At 32.6% G+C, this 25635-nt stretch carries 23 protein-coding genes; 19 read left to right on the top strand and 4 right to left on the bottom strand.

Features of this window, described 5'->3' with window-relative positions; translation table 11 throughout:
• Window positions 1-207: 207 nt before the first annotated feature.
• Entirely contained in the window at window positions 208-816 is a 609-nt protein-coding gene (locus RCH18_RS01140) for a superoxide dismutase (protein WP_326934920.1), read from the bottom strand.
• A 266-nt stretch (window positions 817-1082) separates the two neighbouring features.
• Here RCH18_RS01140 and RCH18_RS01135 point away from each other — a divergent pair, with 266 nt between their 5' ends.
• Both RCH18_RS01135 and RCH18_RS01130 read left to right on the top strand, forming a co-directional pair.
• Window positions 1083-2087 (top strand): hypothetical protein, encoded by a 1005-nt coding sequence (locus tag RCH18_RS01135; RefSeq protein ID WP_326934919.1) that lies wholly within the window; start codon window positions 1083-1085, stop codon window positions 2085-2087.
• Window positions 2047-4302, top strand: a complete 2256-nt coding sequence (locus RCH18_RS01130) for a hypothetical protein (protein ID WP_326934918.1) — start codon at window positions 2047-2049, stop codon at window positions 4300-4302. Before RCH18_RS01135 ends, RCH18_RS01130 begins: the two co-directional genes overlap by 41 nt.
• A gap of 10 nt (window positions 4303-4312) precedes the next feature.
• Here the strand turns inward: RCH18_RS01130 and RCH18_RS01125 are convergent, their stop codons facing one another.
• Window positions 4313-4996 (bottom strand): ComF family protein, encoded by a 684-nt coding sequence (locus tag RCH18_RS01125; RefSeq protein ID WP_326934917.1) that lies wholly within the window; start codon window positions 4994-4996, stop codon window positions 4313-4315.
• A 98-nt stretch (window positions 4997-5094) separates the two neighbouring features.
• Here RCH18_RS01125 and RCH18_RS01120 point away from each other — a divergent pair, with 98 nt between their 5' ends.
• From RCH18_RS01120 to RCH18_RS01040, 17 genes are all read left to right on the top strand, one after another.
• On the top strand, window positions 5095-6636 hold the full coding sequence (locus tag RCH18_RS01120; RefSeq protein WP_326934916.1) for a glycine--tRNA ligase: 1542 nt from the start codon (window positions 5095-5097) through the stop codon (window positions 6634-6636).
• A gap of 370 nt (window positions 6637-7006) precedes the next feature.
• The gene (locus RCH18_RS01115; protein ID WP_007137066.1) at window positions 7007-7201 is read left to right on the top strand and encodes a cold-shock protein; all 195 of its coding nucleotides are present in this window, start codon (window positions 7007-7009) and stop codon (window positions 7199-7201) included.
• 238 nt (window positions 7202-7439) lie between these two features.
• Window positions 7440-7805, top strand: coding sequence for an NADH-quinone oxidoreductase subunit A (locus RCH18_RS01110; RefSeq protein WP_326934915.1), 366 nt, complete (start codon window positions 7440-7442; stop codon window positions 7803-7805).
• Between the two features lie 113 nt (window positions 7806-7918).
• A complete protein-coding gene (locus tag RCH18_RS01105; protein WP_326934914.1) occupies window positions 7919-8467 on the top strand; it encodes an NADH-quinone oxidoreductase subunit B in 549 nt (182 codons plus the stop codon).
• 3 nt (window positions 8468-8470) lie between these two features.
• Window positions 8471-8992, top strand: a complete 522-nt coding sequence (locus RCH18_RS01100; protein ID WP_326934913.1) for an NADH-quinone oxidoreductase subunit C — start codon at window positions 8471-8473, stop codon at window positions 8990-8992.
• A 31-nt stretch (window positions 8993-9023) separates the two neighbouring features.
• Window positions 9024-10262, top strand: a complete 1239-nt coding sequence (locus RCH18_RS01095; protein WP_326934912.1) for an NADH-quinone oxidoreductase subunit D — start codon at window positions 9024-9026, stop codon at window positions 10260-10262.
• Between the two features lie 119 nt (window positions 10263-10381).
• Window positions 10382-10912 (top strand): complex I 24 kDa subunit family protein, encoded by a 531-nt coding sequence (locus RCH18_RS01090; RefSeq protein WP_326934911.1) that lies wholly within the window; start codon window positions 10382-10384, stop codon window positions 10910-10912.
• Window position 10913: 1 nt separating this feature from the next.
• A complete protein-coding gene (gene nuoF, locus RCH18_RS01085) occupies window positions 10914-12281 on the top strand; it encodes an NADH-quinone oxidoreductase subunit NuoF (protein ID WP_326934910.1) in 1368 nt (455 codons plus the stop codon).
• Between the two features lie 178 nt (window positions 12282-12459).
• On the top strand, window positions 12460-13509 hold the full coding sequence (locus RCH18_RS01080) for a 2Fe-2S iron-sulfur cluster-binding protein (protein ID WP_326934909.1): 1050 nt from the start codon (window positions 12460-12462) through the stop codon (window positions 13507-13509).
• Window positions 13502-14554, top strand: coding sequence for an NADH-quinone oxidoreductase subunit NuoH (gene nuoH, locus RCH18_RS01075; RefSeq protein ID WP_326934908.1), 1053 nt, complete (start codon window positions 13502-13504; stop codon window positions 14552-14554). The genes RCH18_RS01080 and nuoH overlap by 8 nt, the downstream gene beginning before the upstream one ends.
• Window positions 14555-14711: 157 nt before the next feature.
• Window positions 14712-14876: an ORF6N domain-containing protein gene (locus RCH18_RS01070; RefSeq protein WP_326934907.1), complete on the top strand. Its 165-nt coding sequence runs from the start codon at window positions 14712-14714 to the stop codon at window positions 14874-14876.
• A gap of 459 nt (window positions 14877-15335) precedes the next feature.
• Window positions 15336-15881, top strand: coding sequence for a NuoI/complex I 23 kDa subunit family protein (locus RCH18_RS01065; protein WP_326934906.1), 546 nt, complete (start codon window positions 15336-15338; stop codon window positions 15879-15881).
• Window positions 15881-16393 (top strand): NADH-quinone oxidoreductase subunit J family protein, encoded by a 513-nt coding sequence (locus RCH18_RS01060; protein WP_326934905.1) that lies wholly within the window; start codon window positions 15881-15883, stop codon window positions 16391-16393. Before RCH18_RS01065 ends, RCH18_RS01060 begins: the two co-directional genes overlap by 1 nt.
• 1 nt (window position 16394) lies before the next feature.
• Entirely contained in the window at window positions 16395-16715 is a 321-nt protein-coding gene (nuoK, locus tag RCH18_RS01055) for an NADH-quinone oxidoreductase subunit NuoK (RefSeq protein ID WP_291251331.1), read from the top strand.
• Between the two features lie 6 nt (window positions 16716-16721).
• The gene (nuoL, locus tag RCH18_RS01050; protein ID WP_326934904.1) at window positions 16722-18608 is read left to right on the top strand and encodes an NADH-quinone oxidoreductase subunit L; all 1887 of its coding nucleotides are present in this window, start codon (window positions 16722-16724) and stop codon (window positions 18606-18608) included.
• An 8-nt stretch (window positions 18609-18616) separates the two neighbouring features.
• Entirely contained in the window at window positions 18617-20059 is a 1443-nt protein-coding gene (locus RCH18_RS01045; RefSeq protein WP_326934903.1) for a complex I subunit 4 family protein, read from the top strand.
• Between the two features lie 12 nt (window positions 20060-20071).
• A complete protein-coding gene (locus RCH18_RS01040) occupies window positions 20072-21442 on the top strand; it encodes an NADH-quinone oxidoreductase subunit N (protein WP_326934902.1) in 1371 nt (456 codons plus the stop codon).
• A gap of 376 nt (window positions 21443-21818) precedes the next feature.
• Here RCH18_RS01040 and RCH18_RS01035 read toward each other — a convergent pair whose 3' ends face one another.
• Window positions 21819-23390: a sulfatase gene (locus tag RCH18_RS01035; RefSeq protein ID WP_326934901.1), complete on the bottom strand. Its 1572-nt coding sequence runs from the start codon at window positions 23388-23390 to the stop codon at window positions 21819-21821.
• Between the two features lie 93 nt (window positions 23391-23483).
• A complete protein-coding gene (locus tag RCH18_RS01030; protein WP_326934900.1) occupies window positions 23484-25592 on the bottom strand; it encodes an arylsulfatase in 2109 nt (702 codons plus the stop codon).
• Between the last annotated feature and the right edge of the window lie 43 nt (window positions 25593-25635).

The following is a 25635-nucleotide window of genomic DNA, read 5'->3' as shown; positions in this document are numbered from 1 at the left end:
GCAATATACTTCTAATATACTTTTACGTCACCATAATATTAGTAGGTTAAGTTTATGGTAGATTTGGGGCAAAAAGGGTGGAAGCAATTCCACCTTTTTTATTATAATAAATTGATTTACAAATAAATACAAAGACAATACATAAAAAAATAGACGAATAATCATTGCGATTATTCGTCTATTTTTTTTTATTTTATTAAACATTTTTTACTTCTCTAAAGCAAATCTTCTTGAAACTTCTGTCCAATTAATTACATTAAAAAATGCTTCTATATAATCAGGTCTTCTGTTTTGATAATGCAGGTAGTACGCATGTTCCCAAACATCCATTCCTAATATTGGAGTACCGCCACAACCTACACCAGGCATCAATGGGTTGTCTTGATTTGGAGTTCCGCAAACTTCTACTTTTCCACCTTTGTGTACACAAAGCCAAGCCCATCCTGATCCAAATTGAGTAGCACCGGCTTTACTAAAACTAGCTTTAAATTCTTCAAATGTTCCATAAGCTGCTTCAATAGCTGCTAATAAATCACCGGTAGGTAATCCGCCCCCGTCAGGCGACATAACAGTCCAAAATAAATTGTGATTATAATATCCGCCACCATTATTGCGTACGGCCATATTTTTCAAATCAAGATTTATTAAAATATTCTCGATGGTCTTACCTTCCATATCTGTACCAGTTGTGGCAGCATTAAGATTAGTTGTATAAGCGTTATGATGCTTAGTATGATGGATTTCCATAGTACGTGCATCAATATTAGGTTCTAATGCGTCATACGCATACGGTAATTGTGGTAATTCAAAAGCCATAATATGATTGTTTAAATTAATTTAAATTATTATTTTATTCAAATTTATACTTTTTACTTTGGAAAAGGAAATTATGATGCCTTATAATTTACTTAAAGTTGCTTCTAAAGATGTTCTTAGAATTAATATACCCTTGCTTTTAAGCTTATAACACATAATCAATACTGACGTCTTTTATTTAATCAAGTTTCAATATCTATTGCTGTGCGTAAAAAACGAAATGATATATTAAAAAACTATTTTTGTAAATAAAAATAAAACCACAATTGTTTAAATATTTATATCTCTCACTATTTACTATAGTATTCTTTTTCTCTTGTAATTTACGAGATAAACCTGCAATTGCATTTTATTATTGGAAAACAAATTTTAAATTATCACAATCTGAAATAGATGTTTTAGAAAACAACAATGTAAAAAAATTATATATTCGTTACTTTGATATTGATTTAGATGCTAAAAATCAGCCTTACCCGCTCGCTCCAATACATTTTCAAACTAAAACCAATAATTATACTATTGTTCCCGTCATTTATATTAAAAATAAAGTAATGCTAAATAAAGCTACCGATGTAAATGACTTGGCTAAAAAAACGATTGAATATATAATACAGATCAACAATAAAAATAAAATTAATATCCAAGAAATACAAATAGACTGTGACTGGACACTTGCTAGTCGTGAACAATATTTACAATTTATTGAAACGTTTAAAAAAGTTAGCAATAAAAAATTATCGGCTACTATTAGATTACACCAGATAAAATATTATACAAAAACTAAAATACCAGCGGTTGATAAAGGGGTTTTGATGTATTATAATATGGGCGTAATTGCAGCTGATTCTTTAAACTCAATTTATGATAAAAATATTGCTGATCGGTATTTAAAAAGTTTAGAAAACTATCCTTTACAATTGGATATTGCATTGCCTATTTATTCATGGGGCGTGCACATAAGAGATCAACAAGTCATTGGTTTACGAAATAAAATTTTGCTTTCTGAATTTAAAAAAGATTCTAATTTTGCGTTTAATAATAAAAATTATTTTAGGGTTAAATACTCTAATTATAAAAATGGACGATTTTATAAAAGTAATGATATAGTTAAATTAGAGAGAATTTCAAGACACAATTTAATAGAAATGGCAAGTGATTTAAGAGAGCATTTGAAGAAAACACCTCAAGAAATTATATTTTACGATTTAGATGAACTCAATTTAAAGGATTATGAAAAAAATATCTTCGAACACGTTATTGCTCGTTTTTAGTACAATTGGATTATTTATTTACTCCGTTATTTATGCATGTAGTGATAATGGCGACTGGGATTGGTTTTTTGATTCTAATTTTACACCTGAAACATTTGTGGATAAATCCTACTCTCCACTCTTTTTATCAGCTGATGTGTTTTATGGAATTGGTTTTGATCAAGAGCATAATACAAGATTTAATGAAGAGATAGTTAATGATTGGAGTTTATATCTTGAAGGTAAAATGGATGTGCAACAAGTCAAGTTTTTTCTATTAGATTCAAGTGCTGTTACAGTAAATAAAATTTATTCCTCTCTAAAATATAAAAAGTCTAATTCAGTAGCCACAAAGTGGTCTAAAAAAATTAATTTAAAAGACGTTAAAGTATTTAACTTTTTTGAGTTTTTACACCATGCACAAGCTTTGGAAAAAGTGTCAATTAGTACAGAGAATTGGAGTTATGAGCCTCAAAAAACTGTTTTTTTTAATAATAGCGAACGCGTGAAAAGTATAGAGCGTCAATACAATATAACAACAGATTCATTTTTGAAAAATAGATATTGGTTTTTAACTATAAAAGCTAATTTTTATAGCAATTATAAAGAAAATACCGATTTATTTTTTGCAAAAACAGAAAGTAGTGTTCCTAAAAACACTTTGTATTATAGAGCGGTCTCTTATTTAGCTGGTTTAGAATACAGAAATAAAAATTACGCTAAATCAAATTATCAATATGCACAGATTTTCGACAAATGTCCTCAATTAAGAGTGGTTACAGCATATAGTTTTCACCCACAAAATCAAGAAGATTGGAATCAATCGCTAGCTATGGCTAAAAATGACACTGAAAAAATTGCACTTTGGGCAATTCATGGCTTTTATGCGGATGAAGAAAATGCTATTCAAAAAATTTACGAACTTGATCCGAAAAGTGAACATCTCAATTATTTGCTTACACGATTAATTAATAAAGTAGAAAAGAAGATTGACAAATCTTTTAAAGATCAGAATGTTGTTCAAAATAAACAAAAAATTAAAGACAGTATTTCTGGAACTCCAATACAATTAGTTGTATCTATTGCCGAGGCAAATAAAACGGCAAAACCATATCTATGGAATATTGCTGCGGGATATCTTGAAACACTAAATGGAGATTTTGTGCAAGCCAATACAAAATATGATAAAGCTGAGCTTACAATGCCAAAAACAGCTTTAGCTATCAGTCAATTAAGGTTGCTTAGATTTGTAAATAATTTAAGTAAAGTAGATACTATAAATTTAACAACTGAAAAAACCATTTTAGCTGATTTAAACTGGCTATATTTTGAGGTTCCAAAGGTGGATTTATCTAATTTTCGTTATCAAAACGCGACTTTATGGAGTAAAAAGTATTTAGCTGCGCTATATAAAACTCAAAATAATAATGTGATGGCCGAGCTTTTTAATAAAGAGTCTGATTTTTATGAAAATGAAAAACGCTTAATAGCCATGAAGAATTTTTTGAATAGCCAAAGTTTAAGTAGTATTGAAAATATCGCCAAAATGATTTATGATTTGAATTTGAATGATATTAATAAATATCAAGCCGTCAAGGCAACTTTTGCAAATAAAATTCCAGAAGCAATTACTTTTATTAAACAATCAGATAGTTTGCAAGAAATTGTGTTTTACGGAAATCCGTTTAATGGTCGAATTAAAGATTGTCACGATTGTGAACATGCAGAAACGCAAAGTAAAAAATTTACTCAAATTGATTTTCTAAATACCATTAAGACAATGCAGGATAAAATTGAAAAGCAAGAAGATATATATCAAAATGCTTTGCTCTTAGGTAATGCCTTTTATAATATTACTTATTATGGTAATGCGCGCTTGTTTTATCAAGGTAACATTGTGGGTTACGAATCAAGTGTTTATGATATGAGGAATTACAATAAGAATTTGATAACTGATTGTTCTATCGCTAAAATGTATTATCAGAAAGCATTTGAATCAGCTTTGACTGATGAACAAAAAGCAAAAAGTCAATATATGTTAGCGAAATGCGAACGAAATGATTTTTATAATAATAAGTATAAAGGAGTCGCAAGTTGGTGGGAAATGGATGATGAGAAAATCAATTTTCTAGCTTGGAATGGATTTAAAAATCTAAAGAATAATTATTCTAATACTCAATATTATAGAGAAGTTATTGCTGAATGTGGATATTTTAAAACATATATAAAACAATAAGTATGTATAATTAGGATTGAGCCATTGCCATACAAACAATACTAATTTTTGCACCAGGAATTTTTAACAACGCGCCAGAGCAAGCCTCAAGTGTAGCTCCTGTTGTTATTACGTCATCAATTAAAAGAAAATGTTTGTTATGATCTTTTTCTGTGAAGGATACGTCAAATATAGTTTCTATTCCCTCAGTTCTACCGAGAAGGTTTTTCTTAGATTGCGTTTTAGAATAGATATTTCGAACTAAAATAGAAGCGTTAAAATTCAAATTCAAACTTGAGGAGAGTGCTTCGCCAAAAGTAGTTACTTGATTGTATCCTCTTTCTTTTAACTTTCTTTTATGCAAAGGCACTGGAATGATTTCATCAACAGTTTTTAAAATGTCAATTGTTTTTAAATCTTCAGCGTACCAGTCACCTATAATTGTTCCTATCTCTTGATGTCCTTTATATTTTAAATTATGAATAAGTTGTTGAACAATGCCTTTTTTATGGAAATAAAATAATGTTGACGCATAGATAATAGGGATTCTACCATAAAATTTTTTAAAAGCATCATTTTCGGCGTTTAAATGATGATTTGTTAGCGGAATGTCATGCCGGCAAACAGTGCAAATTACATTTTCATTAGATAATAAAAATGAACCGCAGCCTGAACAGACTTTAGGAAAAAAGAGGTTCATGATACTTTCTAACATATATTCACTAATTTATTAGTAAAAATAAACAAATCAGTGCTTTAATGTTTAGCTTTTTCCTTTTTTTAGAACCTCACTTTTTATATTTTTGCAGCACTATGGCAAAACAAGAAGATTTATTTAAGAATGTAGTTTCGCACGCAAAAGAATACGGATTTATTTTTCCATCAAGCGAAATCTACGATGGTCTAAGTGCAGTTTATGATTATGCACAAAATGGAGTGGAGTTAAAAAAGAATATACGCGAGTACTGGTGGAAAGCGATGGTTCAATTAAATGACAATATTGTAGGTCTTGACTCTTCAATATTGATGCATCCTACAACTTGGAAAGCTTCAGGTCACGTAGATGCCTTCAATGATCCATTAATAGACAATAAAGATTCAAAAAGAAGATATAGAGCTGATGTTTTGATTGAGGATTATGCTGAAAAGTTAAATCAAAAAGCAATTAAAGAAATCGAAAAAGCAAGAGCACGTTTTGGCGATGAATTTAATGAACAGGAGTTTGTTACTACAAATACAAGAGTTATAGAATATAAATCAAGAGAGCGTGAAATTCTGGAAAGAATGGGTCGTTCACTTGGTAATGAAGATCTTGAAGATGTAAAAGCCTTAATTGAAGAATTAGAGATTGCTTGTCCTGAAACGGGTTCTAGAAATTGGACAGAGGTTAGACAATTTAATTTAATGTTTGGTACTAAACTAGGAGCATCATCTGACACTGCTATGGATTTGTATTTGCGACCAGAAACAGCACAAGGTATTTTTGTAAACTTCCTAAATGTTCAAAAAACAGGACGAATGAAAGTTCCTTTTGGGATTGCACAAACAGGTAAAGCTTTTAGAAATGAGATTGTAGCACGACAATTTATTTTCCGTATGCGCGAGTTCGAACAAATGGAAATGCAATTTTTTGTACGTCCAGGAGAAGAAATGAAGCACTACGAATTTTGGAAAGAAGCCAGATTAAAATGGCATTTATCCCTAGGTTTAGGAAAAGAGAACTACCGTTTTCATAATCACGAAAAATTAGCACATTATGCCAATGCTGCTGCAGATATTGAATTTAATTTTCCCTTTGGATTTAAAGAATTAGAGGGAATTCACTCAAGAACAGATTTTGATTTAAAAGCACATGAACAATTTTCAGGTAGAAAATTACAATATTTCGATGCTGAATTAAATGAAAATTATGTTCCTTACGTTGTAGAAACTTCAGTGGGATTAGATAGAATGTTCTTAGCTGTCTTTGCTACTTCTTTAAAAGAGGAAATATTAGAAGATGGTTCTACAAGAACAGTATTAAAATTACCATCCGTTTTAGCTCCTACAAAAGCAGCAGTCTTCCCGTTAGTTAAAAAAGATGGATTGCCAGAATTAGCGCATAAAATTGTAGAAAATTTAAAATGGGATTTTAATGTTGCTTATGATGAAAAAGATGCCGTAGGTAGACGTTATAGAAGACAAGATGCTTTAGGAACTCCTTTTTGTATTACCGTAGATCATCAAACTGTTGAGGATAATACAGTAACCATAAGACATCGAGATACAATGAAACAAGATCGCGTGGCTATAACCGATTTAAAATCTATTATTGAGAATGAAGTTTCAATAAGAAATTGGTTGATGAAAATATAAGTATTAAAAAATTATTTTTTAGATCCAATTTTTTGATAATAAATTTGATCATGAAAAAGTGGTTAAGTGTACAAATATTACTTGTAATTTAGAGAAAAAATGAGCAAATACTTTTTTACATGATGGCTCATACTTTTATTTTAAACAGTAGAAATAATTTTTAGACTTAATAATGTAAGGGAAAGTTATTAAAATAAGAGCGTACTGCAATGGTTATAAGAGCTTGAAAATTAACAGAATGTAGTTGATCGATTAAATTTGTATGAAAACGATGAATATCATTATTTTTGGAAAATAAAAACACAAGTTGGTATTTCGTATTATATTAAATATTACATTTGCCTCATTATAAATTATTATTACAATTACAATGCGTACAGGTACAGTTAAATTTTTCAATGAATCTAAAGGTTACGGATTCATTACAGACGAAGAAACAGGAAAAGACATTTTTGTTCATGCATCAGGAATCAACGCGGAAGAGTTACGCGAAGGTGATAGAGTAAGCTACGAAGAAGAAGAAGGAAGAAAAGGCAAAGTTGCTGCGAAAGTAGCAGTTATCTAAACAAAAATTTTATTTTTGTTAAAGAATGTGTAAAACGTTTCGATTTATCTCGAAACGTTTTTTTTTACATTAATTTTAAAAAGGGTAGTTTATTTATTACTAAAATAAAGCTTTATTTATAATCAATAAAAATTAGTCGGTATATCTGATAGGCTTTATACTTATCGCTATATTAAACTTGTGTGTTATAAACCTGAAACCTATCTTTGTTGCTTATTCTCATTATAAAAAAAGCAAAATGCAATCAGATCAATTAAATTATATTCCTATTTTAATGCAGTTTATTTTAGCTGTAGGATTTGTTGTAGGAACAATTATCGTTTCAGGAAAATTAGGGCCTAAACGTTCCTCTGAAGCTAAAAATAAAAATTTTGAATGTGGAATTGAATCTGTAGGAAATGCACGAATTCCATTTTCAGTTAAGTACTTTTTAGTTGCTATATTATTTGTATTATTTGATGTAGAGGTTATATTTTTATATCCATGGGCTGTAAATTTTAAAGAATTAGGAATAGAAGGAATGGTAAAAATGATCATATTTATGATGTTACTTCTGGTCGGTTTTTTCTATATTATCAAAAAGAAAGCATTAGAGTGGGAATAGGTAAGTTCAACAATTAGAACTATATTTAATAGTTTTAAATAGGTTGATTTTAAGTAATAGTGATCTTAATTATTTAAATTGTAAATATATGTAGATCATAAAACATAACAAAGATGAGCGATTCAAAAATAAATATGGTTGCCCCTCCAGAAGGAGTTGTTGGCGAAGGCTTCTTCGCTACAAAGCTAAATGATGTTGTAGGAATGGCTAGAGCTAATTCACTATGGCCGCTTCCTTTTGCAACTTCTTGCTGTGGAATTGAGTTTATGGCAACAATGGCCTCCCATTATGACTTAGCACGATTTGGATCCGAAAGAGTAAGTTTCTCTCCACGTCAAGCTGATATGTTAATGGTAATGGGAACTATTTCAAAAAAAATGGGACCTATTTTACGTCAAGTATATGAACAGATGTCTGAGCCTCGCTGGGTTATAGCTGTGGGAGCATGTGCTAGTTCAGGTGGAATATTTGATACTTATTCTGTATTGCAAGGAATAGATAAAGTTATTCCTGTTGATGTATATGTGCCAGGATGTCCACCAAGACCAGAGCAAATTGTAGATGGAGTAATGAGACTACAGGAATTAGTAAAAAATGAGTCTGTACGTAGAAGAAGTTCTCCAGAATATCAAGAATTATTAGCTTCTTATAATATTAAATAAATAATGGCTTTAGAAACGATAGAAATTCAAGAAAAATTAATTGAAACATTCGGAGAAAATGTTTTTAATTTTAATCAAGAAAAAGATATATTTTCATTTGAAGTTGCTGCAGATATTAATACTTCAGTAATCCTATTTTTAAAAAATCACTCAGAATTAAGATTTCATTTTTTAACTGACCTATGTGGTATTCATTATCCAGATAATGAAATCGATAGGCAATTTGCAGTGGTATATCACATGCATAATTGGTATGAAAATAAAAGGATTAAAATAAAAGCATTTATTGACGGAGATAATCCGCAAATCAGGACGATTTCAAATATATTCTTATGTTCTAATTGGATGGAAAGAGAAACATTTGATTTTTATGGAATAGATTTTATAGGTCATCCACAATTAAAACGTATTTTAAATATGGATGAAATGATTTCTTTTCCAATGCGAAAAGAGTTCCCATTAGAAGACGGTGGAAGAACGGACAAAGATGATCGTTTCTTTGGAAGAACAACAGATAACTATTAAGTAAACTATTATAATTTTTCACATTCAATAAATGTCAGAACTATTATTACCACCAGAGCATCGTTATGCTAAGCGTATAAATGCGCAACTCAACGAAGATGGAAGCGAGCTTTCAATCTTGAATTTAGGTCCTACTCACCCTGCGACACACGGTATTTTTCAAAATATTTTGTTGATGGATGGAGAGCGAATTTTAGAGGCTGAGCCAACTATTGGTTACATTCACCGCGCTTTTGAAAAAATAGCCGAGAATCGTCCGTTTTATCAAATTACACCGCTTACCGATAGAATGAATTATTGTTCCTCTCCTATAAACAATATGGGATGGTGGATGACATTAGAAAAATTACTAGATATTGAAATTCCTAAAAGAGCGCAGTATTTAAGAGTAATTGTAATGGAGTTAGCAAGGATAACTGATCATATTATTTGTAATTCAATTTTAGGGGTTGATACTGGTGCCTATACTGGATTTTTATATGTTTTCCAATTTAGAGAAAAAGTATATGAAATTTATGAGGAGATTTGTGGAGCGCGATTGACGACAAACATGGGAAGGATTGGCGGTTTTGAAAGGGATTGGTCTCCTGAAGCATTTAGAAAATTAGATGTTTTTTTAGAAGAATTTCCTGCTGCGTGGCAAGAATTTGAAAACTTATTTGTCAGGAATAGAATTTTTATGGATCGTACAGTTAATGTGGGCGCAATAACTGCTGAACAAGCAATGTCATACGGATTTACAGGTCCTAATTTACGTGCAACTGGAGTAGATTATGATGTTAGGGTCGCCCAACCTTATTCTTCTTACGAAGATTTTGATTTTATTATCCCAGTGGGTAAATCAGGAGATACTTATGATCGTTTTTGTGTTCGTAATGCTGAAGTATGGCAAAGTTTGAGTATCATTCGTCAAGCATTAGATAAAATGCCAGAAGGAAATGTTTATCATGCTGATGTTCCTGATTATTATCTTCCTCCAAAAGAAGATGTGTATCACAATATGGAGTCTTTAATATATCATTTTAAAATTGTAATGGGAGAAGTTCCTGTTCCAGCTGCAGAAGTTTATCATCCAGTAGAAGGCGGAAATGGCGAATTAGGTTTTTACTTAATTACTGATGGAAGTCGTACCCCTTACAGATTACATTTCCGTAGGCCTTGTTTTATTTATTACCAAGCTTATCCTGAAATGATTAAAGGCGCTTTGCTTTCTGATGCTATTGTGATTTTGTCAAGTTTAAATGTAATTGCAGGAGAACTAGACGCTTAAAAAGATTGATGATTGCAGATTAAAGTCTCGATAATTTTCGGGATTGATTGCAGACTTTTATAATCTTATAACTAATAAAAACTTTTTGACTTTGCGCCTTTGAGGCAAAAACAATAAAAATGGAAAGAACATATCACGCACAAGAAATAAATATTACGGAGTCATTAATGAATCGTATTAATGAGCTTATAAGTCATTATCCCGCAGATAAAAGAAAATCAGCTTTGTTGCCTGTTTTACATGAGGTTCAAGATGCACATAACAACTGGTTGAGTATTGAGTTAATGAACAAAGTAGCAGAAATTATTCAAATTAAACCAATCGAGGTTTATGAAGTTGTTTCTTTTTACACGATGTATAATCAAAGACCGATTGGGAAATACATGTTTGAATTTTGTCAAACTTCTCCTTGTTGTTTAAATGGCGTGGAGGACTTAATTGATTATACTTGTGAAAAGTTAGGAGTAAAAGTTGGAGAACCTACGGCAGATGGTCTTTTTGAAATAAGAGCTGTTGAGTGTCTCGGCGCTTGCGGCTATGCACCAATGATGCAATTAGGTGATTTTTATAAGGAACATTTGACTAAAGAAAAAGTAGATCAGTTGATTGAAGATTGTAAAAATGATACTATAATATTACACGATAAATAACATGTCACAAAAAATATTATTAGATAAAATAAACATTCTAGGAATTAAAAACTACGATGTTTACCGTGCAAACGGAGGTTACGCCTCAGTTGAAAAAGCACTAAAAACCTTAACTCCTGACGAAGTAGTTGAAGAAGTAAAAACTTCGGGATTACGTGGTCGTGGTGGGGCGGGTTTTCCTGCTGGAATGAAATGGAGCTTTATAGATAAGAAATCTGGTAAACCGAGACATCTTGTTTGTAATGCTGATGAATCTGAGCCAGGCACTTTCAAAGATCGGTATTTGATGGAGTTTATTCCTCATTTATTGATTGAAGGAATGATTACTTCAAGTTACGCATTAGGTGCAAACTTATCTTATATTTATATCCGTGGTGAGTATATGTGGATATATAAAATATTAGAAAAAGCGATAGGTGAAGCTAAAGCAGCTGGATTTTTAGGTAAAAATATACTAGGATCAGGCTTTGACTTAGAGCTTTATGTTCATTGTGGCGCTGGAGCTTATATATGTGGTGAAGAAACAGCACTAATAGAATCATTAGAAGGTAAAAGAGGGAATCCTCGTATTAAACCACCATTCCCTGCTATATCAGGGTTATGGTCTAATCCTACTGTTGTAAATAATGTAGAAACGATAGCTGCTGTGCCGTGGATTGTAAATAATTCTGGTGCTGATTATGCGAAGATTGGTATTGGTCGCTCTACTGGAACTAAATTAATTTCAGCTTCTGGTCATATAAAAAATCCGGGTGTTTATGAAATTGAGTTGGGATTAAGTGTCTATGAATTTATGAATTCCGACGAATATTTAGGTGGAATGAGTTCTAATAGGCCTCTAAAAGCTTTTGTGCCTGGAGGAAGTTCAGTACCCGTATTGCCAGCTGATTTAATATTTAAGACCGCAAACGGAGAAGATCGATTAATGTCCTATGAGTCATTAAGTGATGGAGGATTTGCAACAGGTTCCATGTTAGGTTCGGGTGGATTTATAGTTTATAATGATACCGCTTGTATCGTGCGTAATACATGGAATTTCTCTAAATTCTATCATCATGAGAGTTGTGGACAATGTTCACCATGTCGCGAAGGTACTGGGTGGATGGAAAAAGTTTTATATAGAATAGAAAACGGTTTTGGTCGTGAGGAAGATATTGATTTGCTATTAAGTATCCAAAGCAAAATCGAAGGAAATACAATTTGTCCTTTGGGAGATGCAGCCGCTTGGCCAGTTGCAGCCGCGATACGCCATTTTAGACATGAGTTTGAATACCACATTCGTTTTCCAGAAAAAATTAAAAATAGAGATCACTTTGTTGCTGAGCCTTTTGAAAAAGTAAAGCATTTACTAGGAGTAGCACTAGTTTAATATCTTAAAAATATAATGCGGGCTATTTGCACTGTAAATTAGAATATAAATAACGTCAATCTCATTTTATAAGGATGCAGTGTCGTAAAGAATAATAAAGAGTACTAAATTTTCAGAATCGATGTTTAAAGTCCAAATACTCTAAATTTTAAATCTGAAACTTTAAACCAATAGAAAAATGAAAGTAACAATAGACGGACAGTCGATAGAAGTAGAACCAGGGACAACAATCCTGCAAGCAGCACGTATGATAGGTGGTGAAGTAGTTCCGCCAGCGATGTGTTATTATTCTAAACTAAAAGGGAGTGGTGGTAAATGCCGTTGTTGTTTAGTAGAAGTTGCAAAAGGAAGTGAAGCTGACCCCAGACCAATGCCTAAATTGATGGCATCTTGTGTAACAGGTTGCATGGATGGAATGGAAGTGAATAGTAAGTCTTCGCCTAGAGTGCAAGAAGCACGTAAATCAGTAACTGAATTTTTATTAATAAATCATCCATTAGATTGCCCAGTATGTGATCAAGCTGGTGAATGTGATTTACAAAATTTAAGTTTTGAACATGGAAAATCACAAAGTCGCTTCATAGAAGAAAAAAGAACATTTGAGCCTGAAAACATTGGTGAAAATATCCAATTGCACATGAATCGTTGTATTCTTTGCTACCGTTGTGTAATGGTTGCAGATCAGTTAACTGATGATAGAGTTCATGGAGTTATGGATAGAGGAGATCATTCTAATATTTCAACGTGTATTTCTAAGGCAATTGATAATGAATTTTCTGGAAATATGATTGATGTGTGTCCTGTAGGTGCACTAACTGATAAGACCTTTAGATTTAAATCTAGAGTATGGTTTAATAAGCCTTATAATGCACACAGAGATTGTGATAAATGTTGTGGAAAAACTACGGTTTGGATGTTTGGTGACGAAATCCAACGTGTTACGGGTAGGAAAGATGAATACCATGAAGTAGAGGAATTTATTTGTAACACTTGTCGATTTGATAAAAAAGAAGTGACGGATTGGATCATTGAAGGTCCTCGAGCTTTTGAAAAAGATTCAGTTATTAATCAAAATAATTATACTAGAAAATTAGAGAAAGTAGAAATTGCTACTGAAGAACATATTCTAGCAGGTAGAGAAGAAGATCGTAAAAAAATAAGTATGGCCGAAGTTCCATTAACAGAGGAAGATATTATTAATCAAAAAAGGTTGGGTAATAATGGATAATACTTTTATAATAGAAAAAGGCTTGATCATTGTTGTTGTTTTTGGAATGACAATGTTAATGGCCATGTATTCTACTTGGGCTGAGCGTAAAGTAGCAGCTTGGCTTCAGGATCGTGTAGGTCCGAATCGTGCTGGACCTTTTGGATTGTTTCAACCTCTTGCTGATGGATTAAAATTATTTGCAAAGGAGGAATTTGAGCCAAATACGCCTAATCGATTTTTATTTTTTGTTGGTCCTGCTATTGCTATGAGCACGGCACTTATGACTAGTGCTGTTATACCTTGGGGAGATAAACTACATTTATTTGGCAGAGATATTTTGTTACAAGCTACTGATTTAAATATTGGGCTACTCTATTTTTTTGGAGTTGTTTCTATAGGTATTTACGGGATTATGATTGGTGGTTGGGCATCTAATAATAAATTCTCGTTAATTGGAGCAGTTCGTGCTGCATCGCAAATGGTTTCTTATGAAATTGCCATGGGTCTTTCAATCATTGCTTTATTGATGATGACTGGCACATTGAGTTTAAAAGAAATTTCAGTACAGCAAGCAGGTATGGATTGGAATGTTTTTTACCAGCCTTTGTCTTTTGTTATATTCTTAATCTGTGCTTTTGCTGAAGCCAACAGAACTCCTTTTGATTTACCAGAATGTGAAACTGAGCTAATCGGTGGATATCATACAGAGTATTCATCAATGAAAATGGGTTTTTATCTTTTTGCTGAATACGCAAATATGTTTATTTCCTCCACGCTTTTAGCTGTATTGTTTTTCGGAGGATATAATTATCCAGGAATGGAGTGGGCTGTTGATAACTGGGGTGTTAATATTGCCAATATCATTGGATTTGGAGCTTTATTTGTTAAACTTTGCGGATTCATATTTTTCTTTATGTGGGTTCGATGGACTATTCCAAGATTTAGATATGATCAATTAATGCATTTAGGTTGGAGAATATTAATTCCACTATCTATAATTAATATTATTATTACAGGAATTGTTATGTTGAGAGCAGATATTGCTGCCTATTTTGGATTTTAAAACTTGCTGCCTTTCGAAGGAAGTTTATAAAGAGATAAAGTAGTTATTAGGTAAGGCAGATCTATTATGGTGTAAAATAATATATCAAATTTTAATTTTTTGTTTTACATAAAGTACATACTAAATGGGAGAAATTATTATTCCAGATTAGATTATAATGAGTAAAATACTTCTTATTAGAAATCAAAAAGTAATGATTGTTAGCGATTGGGTTGAATTATATGGAGTAACAACCAAAAGATTAAATGAACAAGTAAAAAGGAACATTATAAGATTCCCTGAGAATTTTATGTTTCAGTTGAATGAAAGTGATAAACAATAGGTGATCGCAAATCGCTACCGCCTCGAAAGTTTAAAATTTTCTTCTTTTTGAACCTATGTAATTACAGAAGAGGGAACGATGATGTTAGGAAATGTTATTAATAGTTAAAAAGCAGGTAAATTTAGCATCAGGATAATAGAAGTTTTTGTAAAAATGCGAGAGTTTCTAAATGTTAAATTGAGCACTAAATTAGAAATGGAAGAGATTAAGAGAAATTTAATTATCACGATAAAAATATTGAATTAGTTTTTAGTTAGCTTGATGAATAAATTAAAAAGAACACAAGAAAGTAGAGAGATTAAGGATTGGTTATGAAAAATAAAAACACGAAATTAACTTAGAATCAATAAATACCTGAATGCCTAGCCCTGATAGAAGTTTAAATCCTTTTTATTCGCCACGGCAAATAAATAGATTGAAGCGTCAAGAGCAGGAGTAAACTTCAAAAAAAAGTAGAAAATGTCAATAGAAAGTATATCCTTATCAGGAAGAAAAAAATTAGTCTCAAACAATGAGATGAGTTTTTGGGAAAGAATGTATCTCGTTGCGATTATCAAAGGTTTGATAATAACAATTCAACATTTATTCACAAGAAAAGTGACGATTCAGTATCCGGAGCAAGTGCGGACAATGAGTCCTGTTTATCGTGGTCAACACATGCTAAAGCGTGATGAATTAGGGCGAGAAAATTGTACTGCATGTGGATTATGTGCTTTATCATGTCCTGCCGAAGCTATAACGATGAAAGCTGAAGAGCGTAAAGCTGATGAAAAGCATTTATATAGAGAAGAAAAATACGCTTCTATTTACGAAATTAATATGCTACGTTGCATTTTTTGTGGACTATGCGAAGAAGCATGTCCAAAAGACGCTATTTATTTAACTACTTCAAAAGTATTAGTACCTTCGAGCTACGATAGAGAAGATTTTATTTTTGGAAAGGATAAGTTGGTGATGCCTTTAGATATCGCAATGAAAAATGCACAATTAAAAAACGTGAATTAATGTCTGTAGTTCTTATAATATTTTGTGTGCTAGCTGCTGTAACTTTAGCAACTGCATTTTTAACTGTTTTTAGTAAAAATCCTATTCACAGTGCTATTTATTTAGTTATCTGTTTTTTCTCTATTGCAGGTCATTATTTATTACTAAATGCCCAATTCTTAGCGATAGTTCATGTTATTGTTTATTCAGGGGCAATAATGATTCTGTTTTTATTCACCATTATGTTAATGAATTTAAATGAGCAAAGAGAAGTCCATCGACCTAGAATTACAAGATTGGGAGCGGTTGTCTCTTTTTGTTTAATTTGCTTAATACTGATAGCCATCTTTGTAAACTCTAAACCTATAGTAGGTGAATATACTGCTACAGGCGAAGATTATCAATCTATAAAAGTATTAGGTAAAATTCTACTAAATGAATATATGGTTCCTTTTGAATTTGCTTCTATACTGCTTTTAGTGGCAATGATTGGTGCTGTTTTATTGTCTAAAAAAGAAAAATTAGAAAAGTAATATGAATAATATTTTAAACCAGATAGGTATTGAAAATTATATTTTCCTAAGCGTGATACTTTTTTGTATCGGAGTCTTTGGAGTTTTATATAGACGAAATGCCATTATCGTATTTATGTCAATCGAAATCATGTTGAATGCTGTCAATCTTCTATTTGTAGCATTTTCTACCTATCATCAAGACGCCGAGGGACAAGTTTTTGTATTCTTCTCAATGGCTGTTGCAGCGGCAGAAGTTGCAGTAGGATTGGCAATCTTAGTTTCGATCTTTAGAAATTTAGGTTCAATTACAATCGATAATTTAAAAAACTTAAAAGGATAGACTATAATGAACACGAATTTAGCTTTACTCTTACTGTTAGCTCCTTTTTTAGGATTTTTAATTAATATTTTTTTTGGAAAAAGTTTAGGAAAAACATTTTCAGGTATACTTGGAACTGTAGCTGTTGCCGTTTCCTTTATTATTTCAATCTATTTTTTTATTTTGTTAGGCACAACGCCTGATGGAGTCAAGGTTTCTCTTTTTGATTGGATCCAAATTAGTAATTTAAAAATTGATTTTGGTTTTCTGCTAGATCAATTATCTGTTTTGTGGTTGTTGTTTTTAACAGGAATTGCATTTTTGATCCACTTATATTCAATTAGTTATATGCATGATGATGATAAGATACATCAGTTTTTTGCCTATTTAAACTTGTTTGTGTTTTTTATGATTGCTTTAGTAGTGGGAAGTAATCTACTGGTTATGTTTATTGGTTGGGAAGGCGTCGGACTTTGTTCTTACTTATTGATTGGGTTTTGGTATAAAAACCAAGATTTTAATGACGCTGCTAAGAAAGCATTTATCATGAATAGAATAGGTGATTTAGGATTACTGATAGGGATATTCATTTTAGGAATGCTTTTCAGTACTTTAGACTTTATGGAACTTAAAGCTATTTTTCTAAATGGTGGATTGGAAGATAAAATAACAATGATTTCAATTGCAGCATTTGCATTATTTATTGGAGCTTGTGGAAAATCAGCACAAATCCCTTTATATACATGGTTACCTGATGCAATGGCTGGTCCAACGCCTGTTTCAGCATTGATTCACGCAGCTACAATGGTAACTGCAGGAATATTTATGATAACGAGATTAAATTTTCTATTTGATATAACTCCTAATGTGCAATCTATAATTGCTATAGTGGGTGCGATAACTGCACTTGTAGCTGCAACTATTGGTTTGGTGCAAAATGATATTAAAAAAGTTTTAGCTTATTCAACAGTTTCTCAATTAGGATTAATGTTCTTAGCTTTAGGTTTAGGAGCTTATGAAGTTGCTGTTTTCCATGTAATTACTCATGCATTCTTTAAGGCTTGTTTATTCTTAGGTTCTGGTTCAGTAATACATGCTTTAGGAGGCGAACAAGATATGCGTAATATGGGTGGATTGAAAAAAGCAATGCCTATTACGTTTACAACGATGCTTATCGCTTCATTAGCGATATCAGGTGTTCCATTATTTTCTGGGTTTTTCTCAAAAGATGAGATTTTATTAGTCGCTTTTCATCAGAATATTCCATTATGGGTTATTGCTTCTGTAGCTTCTATAATGACGGCATTTTATATGTTTAGATTGATGTTCTTAACATTTTTCAAAGAATTTAGGGGAACAGTAGAACAAAAACATCTTTTGCATGAAAGTCCAGCATTAATTACTATTCCTTTAATTATATTAGCCTTTCTAGCTACAGTGGGTGGAATTATTAGTTTGCCAGGAAACAGTTGGTTGAATAGTTATTTAACACCAATTTTACCAAAACTAGCAACAGCAACGCATCACTTAGGAACTACTGAATACATATTAATGGCCATTGCAGTTGTTGGTGGATTAGTGGGTATTGGTTTAGCGTACATTATATATATCAAACAAAATACAGTTCCTACACAGGATGCTGCAATTACAGGTTTCTCAAAAGTACTTTATAATAAGTACTACGTAGATGAAGCTTACAACTCAATTTTTGTGAAACCAATCAACGCATTGTCAAATTTTTTCAGAGACACTGTAGAGACAAGTCTATCTTCTTTAGTTTTTGGATTCGGGAAGGTTACTAACGAAATAAGTTATCAAGGTAAAAAATTACAGACGGGAAGTATTGGTCTTTATCTTTTTGCTTTTGTACTTGGGCTTTGTGCCATTGTTTCTTATTTATTTTTAGCTCAATAATTTATACCATGAATGTATCTCTCATATTAATAATACTTTTTGTTGGTGCTTTGGTCACTTTTCTCTCAGGTGATAAAATAGCTTCAAAAGTAGCATTGTTCTTTGGGTTAGCCGCAGCTGGCTGCTCAATTGTATTACTTAATCATTATAATCTTGGTGAAAACATTAGTTTTATTAGCCAGTGGATTTCAAAACCGAATGTTTCTTTCGCCTTAAAAGCAGATGGGTTATCGATGGCGATGCTATTGTTAACTACTGTTTTGACACCGATCATTATTTTTTCTTCATTTGGAAATCAATATAAAAATGCCAAGTCATTTTATGCGTTGATTTTATTTATGGCCTTTGCAATGGCTGGAACATTTTTAGCTAGTGATGGACTTTTATACTATATTTTCTGGGAATTAGCACTTATACCTATTTATTTTATTGCGTTAGTTTGGGGTAACGGAGATTTAGAGGAACGCAAAAAAGCAGTCATCAAGTTCTTTATTTATACTTTTGCAGGCTCTTTATTTATGTTAGTTGCTTTTGTTTATTTATACTTAAAAGCGGGCAGTTTTCTTATTGAGGATTTATATAAATTAGATTTATCTGCAAATGAGCAATTATGGATATTTTTAGCTTTCTTCCTTGCTTATGCCATAAAAATTCCATTAATTCCATTCCACACTTGGCAAGCAAATGTTTATCAAAAAGCCCCAACCGTTGGTACAATGCTCCTTTCTGGAATTATGTTGAAAATGGGTTTGTATAGTGTTATTCGTTGGCAATTACCATTGTCACCGCTTGCTGCTAAAGAGTATATGTTTATTTTCATCGGTCTTGGAATAGCTGGAGTAATTTATGGTTCTATAGTTGCGTTGAGACAAAGAGATTTAAAGAAACTATTGGCTTATTCCTCGCTGGCTCACGTTGGTTTGATTGCCGCTGGTACGTATACATTGACTATTGATGGATTTCGCGGTGCCGTATTACAAATGATTGCACACGGTTTTGTGGTAGTAGGTTTGTTCTTTGCTGCAGAAATCATTTTCAGAAGGTATGAAACTAGACTAATAGCTGAAATGGGTGGTATACGTGAACAGACGCCAAGATTTAGCTCTATGTTTTTAATATTAGTTTTGGCTTCGGTATCGTTACCACTAACTTTTAATTTTGTTGGAGAGTTTACTGTTTTATATAGTCTATCTCAAATTAATATATGGTTTGCTTTATTAGGAGGAACCACAATAATTCTTGGAGCATATTATATGTTAAAGATGTTTCAGCATGCAATGTTAGGGGAAACAAATGCAAAAGTCTTTGCAGATGTTTCACTAAACGAAGCAGTAACATTGGTTGCAATCATTGCGGTTTTATTGTTTTTTGGAATGTATCCAAAACCAATTATAGATTTGATTACGCCAAGTCTTGAAGAAATTTTAACTCAAATCAATAGAATCAACTAGTCAGATAAAAAAATGAATACATTAATAGCTATAATAGGATTAGGTGTTTTATGCCTTTTATTTGAAATTTTTAATTTGACTAAAGCCATTGTCCCATTAACAATCGTTGGTTTGTTAGCGGTTCTTGGTTTAACTGTATCTGAATTTGGTATGGAGCAGAGTTATTATAACAATATGATTGTTGTTAATAAATTTTCTACTTCATTTTCTGCTTTATTTATTGTGCTTACTACTTTCTTAGTGGCGCTAAGTCATAACTTTTATGAAAAACATCAAACCAAGATATCTGATTATGTTGCGATAAAAATATTTTTATTAGCGGGATCTGTTGCGATGGTTTCTTTTGGAAACTTAGCCATGTTCTTTTTAGGTATCGAAGTATTATCAATTGCACTTTATGTCCTTGCAGCAAGCGATCGATTGAGTTTAAAAAGTAACGAAGCAGGAATGAAATATTTCCTAATGGGATCTTTTGCCTCTGGTATTATTCTTTTTGGAATTTGTATGATATATGGTGCAATGGGAAGTTTTGATGTGAGTGACATCAGTGCGATGTCGCAATCGGCTGAATTACCTATTTGGTTTCCAATAGGTGTAGTCTTAGTAACAATAGGAATGTTATTTAAGATTGCCGCAGTTCCTTTCCATTTTTGGGCACCAGACGTTTACGAAGGATCTCCAACAATGACTACAGCATTAATGAGTACTTTGGCAAAGGTGGTTGCAATGGCTACTTTATATAAATTATTATCAGTGATGAATGCTGATATTTCTGAATCTTTTAAAATTGTAGTGGTGATTATATCAATGGCTTCAATGACTGTTGGAAATATCATGGCTTTGCGCCAAATTAACGTAAAAAGGATACTTGCTTATTCTGGTATATCGCATGCTGGTTTTATGCTAATGACTTTATTAAGCATTTCTAATTCTGCTGGAAGTTTACTGTATTATGCTTCTGCTTACGCATTAGCTGGAATTGCTGCTTTTAGTGTAATTATATATGTGTGTAAAAATAGAGACAATGAGGATATTGTAAATTTCCATGGTCTTGGAAAAAACAATCCTATATTAGCAGCTGTCCTAACTGCTTCTTTATTTTCCATGGCAGGTATTCCAATATTTGCTGGATTTTTTGCCAAGTTAGTTTTGTTTAGTGCTACTATTGAGGCAGGATATATTGCTTTAGTAATTGTTGCCGTTATAAATTCTATTATAAGTGTTGGATACTATTTTAAATTGATATTGGCTATGTACACTAAAGAGCCAAATGAAGAAAGAAAAGCAACGCCATTTATAATTTATGCAGTTGCAGTTATTGCTATTGGATTAAATATTGCATTAGGATTATTCCCTTCGTTAGTATTGGATTTATTGTCGTAAAAATATCATAATGTATTTATATAAAAAACCATTCGTTGCTGCGAATGGTTTTTTTTGTTTAAGGCTGTTTTAATTTGTAGGGAAATGAGATTACTGATTGTATGTTGTAAATATTTTTTCAATACGATTGTTATATTTTCTTTATGTAAATTAGAATTAAGTGGTTGATAAATTATAAATAGTTAAACAAATTTAGGATCACTATTATGCCAATATTTCTAATGCGCTTGAGTAATTTTCTTTAAGATGACTTATAATTGATAGAGTGCTGGAAATTTATAAATACCAATTTATAAAAACTTATACTGCACAAAAAAAGGTCTTAGCATTCATAAACGCTAATACCTTTTTACTTTTTATAGTTCAGCCTCATTTATTAGTTCTCATCAGGCATTGGTGCAGTTATATTAGTTCTTTTATCTAGTGGCATAGTCGCTTTCCATTGTCGTAATTGCTTTCCCAAAGCTGCCGAAAGTGATTGAACCACTTCTGGATTTTTCGCCGCAACATCATTGCTTTCGCCTTTATCAGTTTTTAAATTATACAATTGCTTACTGCGGTCACGCATATCATAAACCATTTTCCAATCGCCTTTTCTGATAGCGCTTTGATAATTGATTCCAGGTCCGTCTACCGCCGTCCACTTATTTGGGATATGAAAAATTATACTTCTACTATCATCTTTAAAGTTGGCATTTTTTAAAATTGGCATAAAACTTTTTCCGTCGATAGTTTGTATGGTTTTGTATTTAATTACTTTAGCCATTTCCAATAGAGTAGGGAAGAAATCTTCTATGATTACATATTGACTTGCAATTGTTGCTGGTTTGGTAACACTTGGCCACTTTACAATCATCGGTACTCTTATTCCACCTTCGTTTACAGAGCCTTTTCCGGCTTTTAATGGTAGGTTTTGAGTGTGTTCTGGTCCACCTCTTGGCGGTACCGTGCTTAAACCACCATTATCACTCATGAAAATAACAATTGTATTTTTATCTGCCTTTTTAGACCTTAAATAATCCATTATATCTCCTAGGCTGGTATCCATCCCTTCTATAAGACTGGCATATTTTGCTTCAATAGGATCTAATCCTGCATCTACATATTTTTGGTGGTACCGAGGGTCAGCCATAATAGGATCGTGAATCGCATAATGCGCCATATTTAAATAGAAAGGTTGTTTGTCATTTATAGGTTTTTCTATTGTTTTAATAGCTTCTTTGGTTAATGCATCAGTTAAGAAAGTACCTGTTCCATAATATTCTTGTAAGTCCGGAACTGATTGCCAGCTTCCTTTTCCTGGTTTGTTACCATAAAAATCTTCCGATAAATAACTTTGTGGATGACCAGCCGAATGGCCTGCAATATTAACAATAAAACCTAAATTCATAGGATTAGCTCCGGGAGTTCCTGATGAACCCCAATGCGCCTTACCAATATGAACCGTAAAATAGCCTGCATCTTTCAATAGCTGCGGAAAAGCAGTTGCATGTATTGTATGTGGAATTCCTGCCACCGGACTTAAACCGTTGTAATTCCATTCTGAGGATGAAAACTGATTGTCTCCAGCATCCGTAGGACTGTTTTTTGCAGGGGACGTCCAGTTTGTTATTCGAGCATGTGCAGAATTCATGCCAGTCAACATACTAACTCTCGTTGGTGTACATACAGGTTGTGCATAAGCATTTGTGAATTTCATTCCTTCCCGAGCTAAACGCTCCATGTTTGGAGTATGATAGCGTTTGTTTAATGGCATAACACTTTCTCCAAAAGGCAAAGAAGTATCCATCCAGCCCATATCATCGACCATAAAAACAATAATGTTAGGTCGTGATTGTGATTGTTTTTTTGATAATTGCGCAAAAGAGCCTCCTGAAAATACTAAGGCGGTTAAAACGCACAGAGAATATTGCTTTATTTTAGCAGAAATATTAAGGTTAAATTTCATATTAGACATAATTTGATATTTAAAAAGGCGTACAGATTATATAAATTTTTAGCAGCCATTATTTGTAAATTATTTAGCGGTTTTAGCAATCAATTATTTTATTTTATTTTTCGTTTGAAATAAGTCATTTCTATCTAAATTTTTCCAATCTGTTGCTGCCGATAATTTCCATTTTAGATCTATTGTTTCTGCGGATTCAGATTTTTTTAATAAATAAACCGAGATTGGATGATAGCCTGCTTTCAAGTAAATTTCTTCATTTAATTCGGTGCCGGAATGGTAACCAAAATCAGCATCAAATAGATTTGCTTCGTGCAATCGCACAAAAGCTCTACTAGAGGTTTGCATGGAGAAATTATATTTTCCATCCGTTGGTACTTTCACGAAAGTGGTATAAAGGAACATTCCTTTTTTAGTGTTTTTAGAAGTGTCACTAATTGATTTTGTAAATTTTTGCACCGTACTTTTTAACTCTTTTTCAGAAACTACCCAAGGGAAATCGCCTTCAAAAAATTGTTGTGAAACACCTTGATAAAATTTACCCTTTACAACAACTGCAGGAATTAAAGCTTTATCATAAGGGCGAATCGCAGCTGTATCAGCACGTCGTAACTGTAATACAGAAGATTTCATTTGTTCTTGCATTTTTTCAAAACCCAGCTTCACTGCTAAATTGTTTAATTCTCTTGGATCATTTACAACATCAAAAATTTCGAAATTGTCCTCTGATGATTTGATGTCAAAGCGAACTCCCTTGTAATTTCCTAGTCTGATCAATTGCATTTGGCCTCGCTTTTTATTTCTGTGTGAAGCATCAAATTCTTTAAAATCGGGTGTTCTCCCTTCGCCTTCGTATTCTACATATACTAGGCTTTCTTTTTGTTTCCCTTTAGCTATTAATGAGGGTAGTAATGAAACTCCATCTGTTCTAGCAGGAGCAGCAACACCAGCAATATCTGCAAATGTAGCCATCCAATCTGATAACATAGATGGCGTTGTGATTACCTTTCCTGCAGCAATATGTTTCGGCCAATGAGCCAAAACTGGCATTCGAACGCCGCCTTCAAGAAGATCTCTCTTGATCCCTTCAAAAGTGGCATTACTAGCAAAAAAAGTAGGTTTGAATCCCACAAAAGGAGCTGGAAGATATGATTCTACGGCGGCACCATTATCTGATGAGAAAACTACTAATGTATTTTCGTCAATATTTAGATCTTTTAATAATTGCAAAATATCACCTACGCCATCATCAATACGTCTATTAGCAGTAGCATAACGCTTGTAAGTGTCTGGCCACGCGATCTCGGGCGTAGCAGAATTGTTATCATCGTCATAAGTGGCAGTGGCATATTCTGGATATACAAATGTATCTGGCACTCCTGAAGCCGTATTTATCATTTCTCCTTTTTTACCAGTCCATTGCATGCCACCCTCTAAACCTAATCCGCTAGGATAGGCTTGCGTAGGTAATTCTAAAACAGCATGTGGCGCATCATAAGCAAGATACATAAAAAAAGGTTTGTCAGCAGTTGCCGCTTTTGAGTGTTCTACTATTTGTTTTTTGGCGACAGCCGTCCACAAATCAGTAGTGTACGACTTGGCCAATCCATCAGTGATATTTACATAATTATCATAGACTTCCTTTTTACCACGATAAACACCCTCATAAGGATAATGCTCGTGACCATCCATGTGACGGATGTATCCAAAATAAGTGTCAAATCCTCTTTTTAAAGGATGAGCGGGCCAGTAAGGAGCTGCTTTTTCATCAGTTCCCTGCAACCCCCATTTTCCTATTGCTATAGTTTGATAACCCGCTTCTTTTAAAACGGTACCCAGAGTATGATTATTTTCTAATGCTTTATCAAATTGATTGTTTCTAACGTGCGCATTTCCTTGATTTACACCAGTTAATAACGAACTTCTTGATGGTGCACAAACAGGTGCATTACAATATTGCTGTGTAAAAATAGCACCAGTAGCAGCCATTTGGTCAAGATAAGGTGTGATTTGATATGGTTTAGAACGATCGTCACTTTTCATACGTTGGTTTTGAAAAAATACACCAACATCGCCGTAACCCATATCATCAACAAGAATATATATAATATTTGGACGTTTGTTTTGAGCAGTAGTTTTTAAACAACTGAAAACTGTAAACACTGTTATGAATAAATAGCGGCTGAAAAGTGTATAGTTCATCTTTTTAAGTTTTTGAATGTTTTGGAATTTATCAGTTTAATAA

It is taken from the genome of Flavobacterium sp. PL11 (genome assembly GCF_035985025.1).
In the GTDB taxonomy this organism is placed as follows: domain Bacteria; phylum Bacteroidota; class Bacteroidia; order Flavobacteriales; family Flavobacteriaceae; genus Flavobacterium.
The sequence above is the reverse complement of the archived record's forward strand: the minus strand, read 5'-3'. Positions and strand labels throughout refer to the sequence as shown.